This window comes from Halobacillus sp. B23F22_5 (assembly GCF_043497085.1).
Taxonomy (GTDB): domain Bacteria; phylum Bacillota; class Bacilli; order Bacillales; family Halobacillaceae; genus Thalassobacillus.
In genome coordinates this window covers 116,125-129,413 of the sequence record NZ_JBIEKI010000003.1, presented here as the reverse complement: position 1 = coordinate 129,413, position 13,289 = coordinate 116,125, and the positions used below count along the sequence as shown (strand labels likewise).

Genomic DNA, 13,289 nt, shown 5'->3' with positions numbered 1-13,289 from the left:
TGAAAGAATCTACTTTTACAACATTCGTCAAATTCAGTATAATAGATTAATGGTTTGATATTTATTTAATGAGGTGGAGACATGAGAAGTCGTAAAGATCAAAAGAAACAACAGCGTAAGAAAGGTAAATGGTGGAAGATTACGCTGTTAGTAATGTTATTGATTGTGTTAGGGGCAGGCGCCTATGTATATTCGATATATAGTAATGTTAAGAATACGGTAGATAATGATTTACACGCTCCGGTTTCCTCCATCGACACGGATTTGACCAAGAAGAAAGTCAAAAGTAAAGAACCATTAAATATACTTTTATTGGGTGTTGATGAAAGGAATTATGACAAAGGCCGTTCTGATACGATGATTGTTATGACATTAGACCCTGATAATGACCGGATGCAGATGATTAGTATCCCGCGTGATACACGTACCGAAATTGTAGGTAAAGGAATTCAAGATAAAATCAATCATGCTTATGCTTTTGGCGGCAGTGATATGTCCGTAAATACAGTAGAGAACTTTCTGGACATCGAGATTGATTACTATGTCCGTATGAATATGGAAGGGCTGGAGCAGTTGGTTGATGCTGTAGGCGGTATTACCGTGAATAATAATCTGGCATTCACGAATGGCAGTTATGAGTTTCCAAAAGGTGAACTGAATTTGAATGGGAAAGAAGCTTTGGCCTATGTTCGTATGCGAAAGCAGGATCCTCAAGGAGACGCTGGACGAAATGAAAGACAGCGTCAGGTGATTGAAGGAGTTATTGAAAAAGGAGCAAGTCTTGGAGGCGTAAATAAAATCGGTGATATTATGGATGTCCTTGGCACGAATGTCAATACCAACATGGATTTTTCAGATATGCGCAAGTTGGGCACCGATTATCGCAGCGCCCGTAAGAAAACTGAAACCTACCAAATTAAAGGTAATGGAACTAGAATTGATGGCATTTACTATTTAAATGTTCCTCAGGAAGAAGTTGAAAAAGTGAATGGCATGATTGAAGAGTATCAATCTTAGATAGAGAAATTCAACTAAATAGTGTGAAACCGCCTCATGGGAAGAGTTCCCATGAGGCTTTTTTATCTGGATTTGTGTGTGATAAGGGGTAGGTATTTTAGCGGTAGATATAAGTTGATAATGAGACAAAAGATCCACTATCCACTTGTCGTATTTTGTCGCTTTAGTAAGAATTACTAGACTTAATTACTTAATTTGTAAGTTTTTGTTTCAAATATATTCTGAATATTCTACAATTAACTGGAAGCAACTAGATAATAGGGGGAGGAAACACAATGTTGAATAAGAAATTTTTATCTTCCGCAGCAGCTTCTTTATTGTTAGTCTCCGGACTGACGACAGGACTTGCAGACGGAACTGCAACCGATGCAGAAGCAGCTGAGAGTTACAATTTATCACCAGGCCATTATGTTCCTGCAGCACCGGAATTGGTGGAAAAAGCGAAAGAAGCTGGCGTCGATATCTCTAAAAATGATCCAGCTGAGAAATTTGCCAATAAAGGTTCTAAATTTGAACAGGCAGCAGGAGACCAAGTTACTTATCAAAAAACTGAAGGCGAAGTCCCTATGCTTGTCCTGCTGGCAAAATACCCGGACGGTGATCAGCCTAAAGGTGCACTGGATGAACCGGTACCAGCGAAGTATTTGAATGACTTGATTTTTGGAGAAGAATATAACCCGTACGAATTAGAGGAATTCAAACAATATGCAGAGTTTGAAGGCGAAAAGGTTCCGACAAACAGCACCATGCAAAATATTTATAAGGAATCCAGTTATGGAAAAGTCGAGCTGACTACATATGACGATATGACCGATATCGGCTGGGTTGAGCTGCCAAGAGGAGCTTCTTATTACCTTGACCAGACAGGCAAATATGCCAATGGCGGTACCTACGTAAATGGTAATGCCAATGGGGATGCTCATATGGGAGAATTGGTCCGCGATTTGTTGAAAGCTGCTGACCCTCATGTCGATTTCTCTAAATATGCAGAAAACGGAGAGGTTCCTAATATCTTCGTTGTCCATGAAGGAACTGGGGCGGAATTCAGTCGTGACCCTGCACAAATCTGGTCTCATAAATGGGGCGTACTAAGCGCATTGTATTACGGTCCATATTACGATGATGGTGTGACAGCTGATCAAAAAGCAGGTTTGACTATGGACGAATGGATCAAGAAAACAACAGAAGAAGATTTGACTTATGATGGCGTAGTAGTCAACAATTACACCGTCGAACCGGCTATCGGAGGAAATGCTGCTGGTTATGATTTCGCTAACGACACTTACAAAGAAGAACTGGAAGCAGGACCTTATCCGGCGCAGCCAGGCGTATTCGCCCATGAATTCGGCCATGCACTTGGTTTGCCTGATTTCTATGATACCGCTTATTCTTCTGAAGGAATTGGAAACTTCTCGATGATGGCCGGCGGTTCCTGGATGCGTTACCCGAATGCTTCCGCTTATTCCGGCAATTCACCAACCGGTTTTGATCCATATTCCAAAATGTTCTTAGGCTGGTTGGAACCGACAGAAGTTACACCTGAAGACGGTGTTCAGGAATTGACATTGAACCCAGTCAATGAATCCGAAGATGTTGTGAAAATGGATGTTCCTGGTTCTAATGGTACAGAGTATTTCCTATTTGAAAATGTACAGCAGGAAGGCTTCAATAAAGGGCTTGCCCGCGTTGGGGAAAATGCAGAAGGGCTGGTTGCATGGCATGTTGATGAAAATATCATCAATAAATACCACACTGCCGGTCTTCGTCCGAATAACGTAGAAAACTGGATGAACAAACGTTTCCAATATAACCAATCGGCAACTGCAGCAGACGGAGCCCTGATTACTCATTACGGTTTGTCTGTGTTGCAGGCAGATGGCAAGTATGACTTGGAGCGGAACAACAACCGTGGGGACGAAGCTGACTTCTTCACAACTGGAGATGAAATCACTCCTAATTCTGCAAACGTCCATACAGGTTCCTATTACTTCTGGAGAGAAGATAATCCTGTCCCGGCAGACTCCGGTATCCATGTAACTGATATTAAACAAAATGAAGATGGATCGGTAACAGCGAAGTTCTTTTATGACTTCCCTGCAAAATAAAGATAGTTAACACCATGGCCAGGCGAACTTTGTCGTCTGGTCTTTTATTTCGACAATTTCCTAAAACTACCTGCTAATCCTGCCGAAATATAAATAAAGAAGATAATTTTATGGTAAATTAGTGGGGAGGGAGGAGAGAAGGTAATGGAAATAAATAAAGAAACCATCGCTATTATGGCAACAGTAATGCTGGCAGCAGGTCTAGCTGTTAGCGGCTTTTTTGTTGTGAAGAGCATAAAAGATGGAAGGACTGTCTTAACTGCCCAGGCTGATTACCAGCTACCTCGTGATGCGCAGCTGCATCAAGAAAAAGGCCGTTTTTATAAATCAGGAATAGGTAATCCATCGGAAGATTTTTTTAGTGGGATGGAAGAAAAAATGCAAGAGGAAAATACTGAATTAGAGGAAGAAAGTATGGTAATAGATTCAGAGACCGAAACAGAAGCAGAGACCATAGAAAGCCAGGAAACTACTCTAACTTGGGAACCGGACGAAAATCCAGCTGAAAGAAATTCAACTGCCGAATCTTCCAATTCAACCACATCATCTTCGTCTTCCTCAAGTAGCAGAAAAGGTAAGGACGATAAAAGTGACTCTGTAACTGAAAAGGAAGATACAACGAAGGATAATGAAGAAACCAACGAAAGCCAGGATACCACTCCTCAAGTAGAAGAAACCGAGAGAGAAAAAGATAAAAATGAGGGTTCAGGCCAAGACCAGAACACAGAAAAAGATAACGATGAAAATAATGAAGAAGTAAGTGAAGATGAAGACCAAACTGCCCCACCGGAGGATGAGACTCCACCTTCTCAAGAAGGAGAGGAAGAACCGCCTGCACCAGAGGATCCGAATGGGAATGATAGTGGTACGGGAAATTAAGTTATAGACAACTTTGAAGCTTACATGAGGAGGATATGGTATGGCTGCAACAATCGAGTTGGAAGTTGAAATTGAAGCTTTACGACAGGAAATGTATCAATTATATAAAAATGATCCTTCTGATCCGCGATTAGTTTCTGTTTCCCAATCTTTAGATCAACTTTTAAATAAGCTGAATTATATGCTCCAAGCTTAAAGGTAATACATATAAAAAATAAACCGCTGCGATAACAGCGGTTTATTTTTTATTAATTTTCTTCTTTATGACTACTGATTTGTAGAGTCACTTTATTGACTCCTAACACTCTTGCAGCTTCTATCATATTTTTTGCTTTTTCTTCTGCCTGTTCCAGTGAAAGATTAGCAGTAGTGATTTCAAATCTCGGAATACTATCATCTGATGGAGAATTTGCTCGATTGGAAACCGTCTCATTCTCTGATTGGAGTGATTGGGCAGGGGCTTTGTCCTCTGTCGTTACAAAAGAAACGACTTCCTGTACGTTGTTTTTGTATCGCTTCCCGCGAATTTTACGGCCGTGGTATACTACGTTAGAGTAGGGGCAACCTGTTTCTGCAGCAATCTGGCGGTAGTTTTTGTCTGATTCTTCGAGGAGTTGTTTGACTTGGTTAAGGTCATAATCGTATTTTTTGTTTCCTTTTGCCATAAGAATGCTCCTTTATATTAATTTATTAAAATAAGTAGTATTATTTTATCATAAACCAATTCTTCCTATTTGTCATATTAAATTTTCGACATTATAAAACAGGGTAAAATTAAATATTGTAGATTTTTTTGTTTATTTTAGAGAATTTAATTATTTGGGGTATTATTCTAAGCTTCCTGCATATAGGATGAAAGTTTCATACTATAAGTGAAGTAATCTGTTATCAAAGGTATAAAATACGAAAATTGGATGAGAGGATTTCATCTAAAACTGTCGAATTGCATAGGTGAAGGAGTGATACTGCCAATGCCTTTGTCGTTTCCATTAAGAATAGTCATAATGCCTGACGGGAAACCGTTAGTGTTTGAACAAGGTATATTAATTGCGCATGAAGAAGATAAGCGTAATTGGTTTGTAATGGTGAATGGACTTTCTGTAAGCGAGGAAATGAAGCAATACTTTACTAGTAGCGAAGTTTTTGAAATAATAATGGTTCCTTGGGAAGGGTCCCCATTTACCGGAAAAGTCCAAATAAAGAATTTATATGAAGAAGATGCATATATGAACGGGCGAGAGCCTCTTCAAGAGCCGGTCCAACGAGTGATCGAGCTTGATGGTGAAAAAATTCCATTTTAGTAACTACATGCCACCTTGGTTTCTCTAAATTGTGAGGACCTGAGGTGGCCTTGCTTTTTGCTGTTTTTCACACACAAAGGACGTTCTTTTTTCATGATGGACATTTCCAGTCATTTGCAATAGTATGTACATAGATTCAGATTCATGGAGGAAAGGCTTATGACGACAATCAACGATATTGCAAAAATGGCTAATGTTTCCCGTACGACCGTTTCCCGTGTACTCAATAATAATGGCTACGTCAGTGAGTCTGCCCGGGAGCGTGTCATGAAAGTTGTTGAAGAAACAGGTTATATCCCAAGTGTTTCAGCCAAATCATTACGTACCAAACGCTCTGGTGTAATCGGGGTTATTTTACCAAAAATCAGTACAGAGACAGCCAGCAGAGTGGTAGGCGGTATCAATGAAGTGGTTGCAAAAGAAGGATTTCAAATTCTCTTGACCGATACCGAATTAAACCACGATAAAGAGATAGAATATATCCGATTGTTGCATAGTCGTCATGTAGATGGCATCATTTTGCTTGCCACCAATGTCAATGATCGGCTGCTGAATGCAATCGAGGTTGCCAACCTGCCATTCATATCGCTTGGCCAGGAACTCCCTGGTGTGACATCAATTGTCTACGACGATTATCATGCCTCGAAAGATATGACTAACATGATCATACAAAAAGGGCATAAAAAAATTGCCTATATTGGGGTGGGAGAAGATGATCCGGCAGTAGGTGTCTTGCGTAAACAAGGGTTTATAGAAACTATACAAGAAGCTGGTCTTGAATTGGAAGAAAATTGGATAGGATACGGTGATTTTAGCATCGAATCAGGTTATGAAAGTATGAAGCAAATCATCGAAGCCAACCCAGGTAATCTGCCTACAGCAGTTTTTGTCGTCACGGATCGAATGGCGGTAGGTGCAATGGAATATCTAAAGGAACAAGGGTTTAGGATTCCTCAAGACATCGCCATTACCGGGATAGGTGCCTCGGTAATGTCCAAATATATAAGCCCATCATTGACGACCATTGATTATTTCAATAAAGAGGCTGGAACCATGGCAGCTGAATTATTGTTAGAGCAATTGCAGGATAAAAATACCAAGAAAAAGTTTCTTCAAAATTATAGACTAATTGAGAGAGATAGTGTATAGTACTAACCAACAAAGGATATGGAATCGATTACACACATTCCTCTCTCTTTTTTTAAACTATTAATTAACCGCTTACATTATTTTTTTAAGCAATATGGAATCGATTCCCTATTTGTATTCATTTTAACGCTTATATTTTTTACATGGTGTGTAATCGATTACACAACTAATCACTCCAAGGAGGATTTAAACAATGGCTAGTAATTCTCAAATTGCTAAAGAAGTACTTGAAGCTGTCGGCGGCGAAGAAAACATTCAGTCTGTCGCTCACTGTGCGACGCGGCTGCGAGTCATGGTCCATGATAAAGATAAAGTGGACGTTGACGCAGTTGAACAAATTGAAAAAGTTAAGGGTGCTTTTTACAATTCTGGTCAATACCAGATCATCTTTGGTACGGGTACGGTCAACAGGATTTATGAAGAGATAACTAAATATAATGTCGATGGAACATCCAAATCAGAAATGAAAGAAGAGACAGCCAAACAAGGTAATGCATTCCAGCGTGCCATTCGTACTTTTGGTGATGTTTTTGTCCCGATTATTCCCGTATTGGTAGCTACCGGGCTGTTTATGGGGCTCCGGGGTCTGGTCATGCAGGAAGCAATTCTTTCATGGTTCGGACTTACGCCGGATAGTGTTTCAGAAAACTTCATTTTATTTACCCAGGTATTAACGGATACAGCATTTGTCTTCTTACCGGCACTTGTTGCCTGGTCGACCTTCCGGGTATTCGGAGGAACGCCGGTCATCGGTCTGGTACTTGGGCTGATGCTGGTGTCACCGGCATTACCGAATGCTTGGGAAGTAGCATCCGGTGATGCATCGCCAATTACGTTTTTAGGCTTTATTCCTGTCGTAGGATATCAGGGTTCTGTATTACCCGCTTTCATTGCCGGTATCTTAGGTGCAAAGCTTGAAAAGGTGCTGCGTAAGCGAATTCCAGAAGCACTTGATTTGATTCTTACGCCATTTTTAGTATTACTAATTATGATCGCAGCGGCATTGTTTGCGATTGGTCCGGTTTTCCATTCGGTAGAAAATTGGATTTTCTCTGGCACCATGTTCTTATTGGAACTACCATTCGGACTTAGTGGTCTGCTGATTGGTTTCTTCAACCAGATCATTGTCATTACTGGTGTCCATCATATTTTTAACTTTATGGAAATTCAATTGCTGGAACGCCTCGGCTTCAACCCATTCAACCCGATTATCACAGGTGCGATTGCAGCCCAGGGTGGCGCAGCACTTGCTGTCGGTGTCAAAACGAAGTCAAAGAAATTGAAAGCACTTTGTTATCCATCTGCTCTGTCTGCATTCCTTGGTATTACGGAACCAGCTATCTTCGGTGTCAATCTTCGCTACATGAAGCCATTCGTGATGGCACTGATCGGCGGCGGTGTTTCCGGCTTCCTCGCAGCAATTATGGGCTTGAAAGCAACAGGAATGGCAATTACAGTTATCCCTGGTACACTATTGTACTTGAATGGTCAGATTTTCGGTTATATTATAGTCAACCTCGTTGCCATCGGAACTGCTTTTGTATTGACTTACCTGTTTGGTTTCAACGATAAAATGGTAGATAACAAATAAGGAGTATAAGAAGACCTGGGCATCCTGTACTGGGTCTTCTTCCGTTTTGATATTGGAAGGTTAGGAGAGTGCAGCCATGATTACTACTGAAGAAAAGTTACGTAAACAAGCTTATGAAGCTGTGGAAAAATATAGAGAGACTGTACAAAAGGATCCTTACCGACAGGGCTATCACATGATGCCGCCAGTCGGCTTGCTGAATGATCCGAATGGATGGATCCAATGGCGAGGGACGTACCATATGTTTTTTCAATGGATGCCGTTCCATACCGGACATGGAGCCAAGTTCTGGGGGCATTACAGCTCTGAAAACCTGGTCGATTGGGAGCTTGAACCGATTGCATTGACGCCGAGTGACTGGTTTGATAAAAATGGCTGCTATTCAGGCAGTGCTATCGAGCATGATGATAAATTGAAAGTTTTTTATACAGGGAATGTGCGTAATGAACATGGTGAACGAGAACCTTATCAATGCCTGGCAGAATCGGAAAATGGGATTGACTTTATAAAACAAGGTGTAAAACTCGAGCTCCCTGAAGGGTATACCGCTCATTTCCGTGATCCAAAAGTCTGGAAGCATGAAGGCAAATGGTACATGGTGGTTGGTGCACAAACTCTGGGAAATCAGGGAACGGTAGCATTTCTTGAGTCTGAGGATTTGGAAAACTGGATTCATAAAGGCGAGCTGGCTGGCCCTGTAGAAGGACTCGGTTATATGTGGGAATGCCCGGATGCCTTTTCTTTGAATGGAAAAGATGTATTGATTGTTTCTCCTCAAGGAGTGGAAGCGCAAGGTATCGATTTCAATAATCAGTATCAAACCGGTTATGTCGTCGGGGAGATGGACTATGAAAAGGGGAAGCTGGAACATGGAATTTTCACCGAATTAGACCGAGGATTTGAATTTTATGCCCCGCAATCCATGCTTGATGAAAAAGGCAGACGCTTACTTGTTGGATGGATGGGGGTACCTGATCAAAACGAAAAACACCATCCGACAATTCAGCATCATTGGATCCATAATCTGACGCTTCCGAGAGAACTGAAGCTTGTAGATGGAAAGTTGTATCAACTGCCGGTAAAAGAAATAGAACAGCTGCGGGAAGAAAAGCTGTTTGAAGAAGTAGTAGGAGTTGATTTATCGTATGAGCTTCCCCGTACTTCTGAACTGGTAATGGATGTAGATGGCTCGCTTAACCAATTTGAATTGCAGCTGTTCGATTATCTTAAATTATCGTATAGTAAAGAAACAGGATACTTTACTATGGAACGTTCCAGTTTGGCGAATGGCAATACAGAAAGTCGCAGTTGCCGTTTAGTGGAAGGGTTACAGCAAATGCACGTATTCATTGACCATTCTTCCGTTGAGATCTTTGTCAATGATGGAAAAGAAGTATTCACATCACGCATTTTTGCTGACCCTGATGAACGCATGATGAAGGTTGTGCATAAAGGGAAAGAGCGTTTGAAACTGACAGCATGGAAGCTGAGAAATAACGCTATCCATCAGGACGTTTAGATGAAAATGATATAAGGGAAGGAAGAAAATCTATGAAGCTTGGTGCAATTGAAGCAGGAGGTACGAAGTTTGTTTGTGCAGTCGGGAATGAAGATGGCGACGTTTATGAGAAAATCGTGATTCCTACAGAAAAGCCGGAAATAACAATGCCCAAAGTCTATGAGTTTTTTAAAAATACCGGTATAGAACGGATAGGCATCGGCAGCTTTGGTCCGATTGATTTAAATGAAGGAACAGGCACCTATGGAACAATTCAAAAGACACCAAAGACCGCGTGGATCGATTTTCCGCTTGCAGACGAAGTCAATAAACATACAGGCGTTCCGGTAGTTGTGGATACTGACGTCAACGTGGCAGCTTTGTCTGAATCCTTATGGGGAAATGCTACGGATGTGAGGTCCTGCCTTTATATTACGGTCGGTACTGGCATTGGCGCCGGAGCCATCGTGAACGGTACAACACTGAAAGGATTATCCCACCCGGAAATGGGGCATATTGCTATCCGGCGTCATGAAGAAGATACGTTCGCAGGAACCTGCCCTTATCACGGCGACTGTCTGGAAGGAATGGCGGCAGGTCCTGCCATTGAACAGCGCTGGGGAAAACCTGGTAAAGATTTAACAGACAATGAACTGGTAAGGGAAATGGAATCCTACTATTTAGCGCAGGCAATCGTCAATTACATTTACATTTTGTCACCTGAACGGGTGATCATGGGGGGCGGCGTAATGCAGCAATCCCATTTGTTCGATTTAATCAGAAAAAACGTAGTGGACATGCTGAACGGTTATGTCAGCTCTCCGTTATTGACTCCAGATCGCGTAGATAACTATATTGTGCCGCCTGGCTTGACCAATGAAGCCGGCATAAAAGGAGCTTTAATTTTAGCAGCTAAATAATTAGAAAGCGTGGAGACCACTCCACGCTTTTTTTGATGATAAAACAGTTTCATAGATCTATTTTACTAAAAAACAGGAATTTTTACCGATAAAGCAAAATATAACTAATATACTATTAGGAGGACTGCGTTTTGCAGATATTTGTTTTAACCACTGTTTCATCCATACACCTCTCTCATACATTCAATTCTAAAGTTCAAAAGCTGGATGCATATTACTGAAACGGCCATTTAAATAAGGAGGGCGAGGCATGTATTTTCCTGAACCTGATAAAGGAACGGCTTTGGAAGGTTTAGACACGCATTTGATGACGAGTGAAAATGATATTTTTATTGGAAGAAAACAAGAGCTGGAAGAATTCCAGAATTTTATTAGTGGAAGTGACAGCAATAAACAGATTCTTCACCTTTACGGAACCGGAGGCGTTGGTAAAACATTTTTGCTACATGCATTCCATCGGATAGCCCTTCAAATGGAAGCAACCATCTATTTGCATTTAGATAGTGAAGATTTCCTCCATTCTCCTTCAACGCTTGCCGGGCATATCATAACGATGTTAGAAGCAGCTACCCAGTCAGCTGCTGATCAAGTTCACCCTTCTTCTCCCGCAATGAATGATTGTTTTCAACGATTACAGCAAGCTGCAAAAACTCATCATCTAATTCTGGCAATTGATACGTACGAAAAAATGAACCATCTCGACCGATGGTTCCGTGACTTTGTCCTAAGACAGCTTCCCGAAAACGTGTCGATCGTCCTGGCGGGCCGTCAACCGCTGACTGGTTCATGGATAGAATCCCCTTCCTGGCGCAGGTTGATTAAACAACTGGAAATATCATCTTTTGATAAGGAACAGACGCAGCAATATCTTTATAACGCGGGGATTAGCAGTAAAGATGCCATTAGTGAATATTGGTATTTCACCAGAGGGCATCCATTAACTTTATCATTAAGTGTGATCAACCGTGACGAAGATCTCGGTGCTATGCTCCAACAGGAAGAAGGAAATGAGCTTTTTTCATATTTGGTACAGCGCTGGCTAAGCGAAGTAGCTGACCCGGAGTTGCAAGAGCTATTGGAAGCAGCGGCAATCCTTCGGCATTTTGATCAGGAGGTTTTGGCATATGTAACAAAAGAAAAAATTGAGTTTTCGATGTTTGGAAAGCTTAACCAGCTTTCCTTTGTAAAAAGGAATAAGCGTGGCTGGGCGCTACATGACCTGGTGCGCTCTGCTATTTGTTTCGATCTAAAGCACCGTAAGCCAGACAGGTATAAAACGTTAAAAATGAATAGTGCTTTTTATTATTTGGATCGTATTCAGTCCAATGAAGAAGCGGAAAGAGAAATGGCCGAATTCTTTTATCATCTGGATGAAGAGATGATTCAGTCTGCTTTCTTTCAGGCTCCTGCTTCATCGGATGTTTATATCGAACCAGTAGGGGACCACAATTTCCCGGAGGTAGAAAATTATTTTGAAAGGCGAGGCAAGCAGTTCTCGGAGAGTATCGCCCATTATTATCATCGTGAGTCAAAACAAACCTACAAGCACTATGTGTCTTTCGAGCATAACCAGAAAGAATCCGAGCTGATTGGAGCGGATTATGTGAGGAAATTGGGCAATGACGTATGCAGATTAGTAAAGAGTAAGTCAGGTGAAACGATAGGAGTTTCGATTATCGTGCCGATTAACCGTCGAACAATTCCACATCTGAAAAAGGAACCAGTCTCGCGTGCTTATTTTACCAGCTTGACGACTAATGAGGAAAAAGAATATGCAGTTTCAGAGGACACACGGTCCGGCTGGTTCATCCGTATGCTCGATTGTCTGGATACAAATGATGCGGAAACACGTTCTTATCTGCTATATAGTTTATTTCCTTTGTTGCTATCTGGAGGAAGAATCATCACTTCTACACCGATTCCTTTTTTTCAACAATTGATCCAAGTATTTGGTTTTGAAAAAGTCACAAAGGCCACTCATTATGATTATGGTCCGAATGCGCCTTCACCGACATATATTTTGGATGTCAGGGGGACGAGGCTGGCTGAATATTTGAAGCAGCTTGTCGTTCGGATGTATTCTCAAGAACAATCGTTGGATGTTGCACAGATTAAGCGGCTGGGACTGACGCCTCGGGAGCAGGAAATTCTCCGTCTCATCCACCAGGAGTATTCGAACAAAGCTATTGCAAAAGAACTCTATATTACAGAAATAACTGTCAAAAAGCACGTTAGCAGTGTATTGAAGAAATTTCAGGTTAAAAATCGTACGCAACTCATCAAGCGAATCATGGAAATAACGCGAAATGTATAAGAAGAACAGGGAGACCTGTTCTTCTCAGATGGTTGGGATTGTAGCAGCAAGCACGCTTTATTTTTGTTCGGGCACTGTGATGATATCGTATTTTCCGATCATCGGAAGCCGCTTTAATTCCCCTTTAGATGCGTTTATAATACCCATGACCCAGAGAACGAAAACTAAGATATTTCCAAAAGGCAGAATTACTAACCAGCCAATGACAGGTATGATCGTACCTGCTGTATTGATTGCCACAGCTAACAGGAATAACAACAATCCCTGATTGCCATGGAACATGGCAAATGGAGATTCTTTTGCAGCAAGCAATGGAATAAAGAAAATAAAATAAGCAAGAATAGCCATCAACTTATTATCTTCTACATCTTGACTTGTCGCTGCACCAGAGGTCTGGTTTACGTCTTGAGATTCCATACTTTTCCCACCTTTCCTTTTCATTTTCCTTGGCGTATCCACATTAGTTATACTTTATCACCGGACATATAGAAAAAATATTATACCTGGGTATAGTC

At 41.3% G+C, this 13,289-nt stretch carries 12 protein-coding genes; 10 read left to right on the top strand and 2 right to left on the bottom strand.

Features of this window, described 5'->3' with window-relative positions; all coding sequences use genetic code 11:
• Positions 1-81: 81 nt before the first annotated feature.
• The 4 genes from ACGTN9_RS06070 (at position 82) to ACGTN9_RS06055 (ending at position 4,197) form a co-directional block, all read left to right on the top strand.
• Entirely contained in the window at positions 82-1,017 is a 936-nt protein-coding gene (locus ACGTN9_RS06070; protein ID WP_499591459.1) for an LCP family glycopolymer transferase, read from the top strand.
• 275 nt (positions 1,018-1,292) lie between these two features.
• Positions 1,293-3,122, top strand: coding sequence for a M6 family metalloprotease domain-containing protein (locus ACGTN9_RS06065; RefSeq protein ID WP_499591458.1), 1,830 nt, complete (start codon positions 1,293-1,295; stop codon positions 3,120-3,122).
• Between the two features lie 144 nt (positions 3,123-3,266).
• Complete coding sequence (locus ACGTN9_RS06060) at positions 3,267-4,001, top strand: hypothetical protein (protein WP_499591457.1); 735 nt, start codon at positions 3,267-3,269, stop codon at positions 3,999-4,001.
• A gap of 40 nt (positions 4,002-4,041) precedes the next feature.
• Positions 4,042-4,197 (top strand): aspartyl-phosphate phosphatase Spo0E family protein, encoded by a 156-nt coding sequence (locus tag ACGTN9_RS06055; protein WP_499591456.1) that lies wholly within the window; start codon positions 4,042-4,044, stop codon positions 4,195-4,197.
• A gap of 52 nt (positions 4,198-4,249) precedes the next feature.
• Here the strand turns inward: ACGTN9_RS06055 and ACGTN9_RS06050 are convergent, their stop codons facing one another.
• On the bottom strand, positions 4,250-4,666 hold the full coding sequence (locus ACGTN9_RS06050; RefSeq protein ID WP_499591455.1) for a hypothetical protein: 417 nt from the start codon (positions 4,664-4,666) through the stop codon (positions 4,250-4,252).
• Positions 4,667-4,972: 306 nt separating this feature from the next.
• On the opposite strand from ACGTN9_RS06050, the gene ACGTN9_RS06045 reads away from it, so the two are divergent.
• The 6 genes from ACGTN9_RS06045 (at position 4,973) to ACGTN9_RS06020 (ending at position 12,774) form a co-directional block, all read left to right on the top strand.
• Positions 4,973-5,302 (top strand): hypothetical protein, encoded by a 330-nt coding sequence (locus ACGTN9_RS06045; protein WP_499591454.1) that lies wholly within the window; start codon positions 4,973-4,975, stop codon positions 5,300-5,302.
• 159 nt (positions 5,303-5,461) lie between these two features.
• On the top strand, positions 5,462-6,451 hold the full coding sequence (locus tag ACGTN9_RS06040) for a LacI family DNA-binding transcriptional regulator (RefSeq protein WP_499591453.1): 990 nt from the start codon (positions 5,462-5,464) through the stop codon (positions 6,449-6,451).
• Positions 6,452-6,644: 193 nt separating this feature from the next.
• Entirely contained in the window at positions 6,645-8,042 is a 1,398-nt protein-coding gene (locus ACGTN9_RS06035; protein ID WP_499591452.1) for a sucrose-specific PTS transporter subunit IIBC, read from the top strand.
• Positions 8,043-8,118: 76 nt separating this feature from the next.
• On the top strand, positions 8,119-9,561 hold the full coding sequence (locus ACGTN9_RS06030; RefSeq protein WP_499591451.1) for a sucrose-6-phosphate hydrolase: 1,443 nt from the start codon (positions 8,119-8,121) through the stop codon (positions 9,559-9,561).
• Between the two features lie 32 nt (positions 9,562-9,593).
• Positions 9,594-10,460 (top strand): ROK family protein, encoded by an 867-nt coding sequence (locus ACGTN9_RS06025; RefSeq protein ID WP_499591450.1) that lies wholly within the window; start codon positions 9,594-9,596, stop codon positions 10,458-10,460.
• Positions 10,461-10,710: 250 nt separating this feature from the next.
• The gene (locus tag ACGTN9_RS06020; protein ID WP_499591449.1) at positions 10,711-12,774 is read left to right on the top strand and encodes a LuxR C-terminal-related transcriptional regulator; all 2,064 of its coding nucleotides are present in this window, start codon (positions 10,711-10,713) and stop codon (positions 12,772-12,774) included.
• Positions 12,775-12,831: 57 nt separating this feature from the next.
• On the opposite strand, the gene ACGTN9_RS06015 is transcribed toward ACGTN9_RS06020, so the two are convergent.
• The gene (locus tag ACGTN9_RS06015; protein ID WP_499591448.1) at positions 12,832-13,191 is read right to left on the bottom strand and encodes a DUF4870 domain-containing protein; all 360 of its coding nucleotides are present in this window, start codon (positions 13,189-13,191) and stop codon (positions 12,832-12,834) included.
• Positions 13,192-13,289 lie beyond the last annotated feature (98 nt).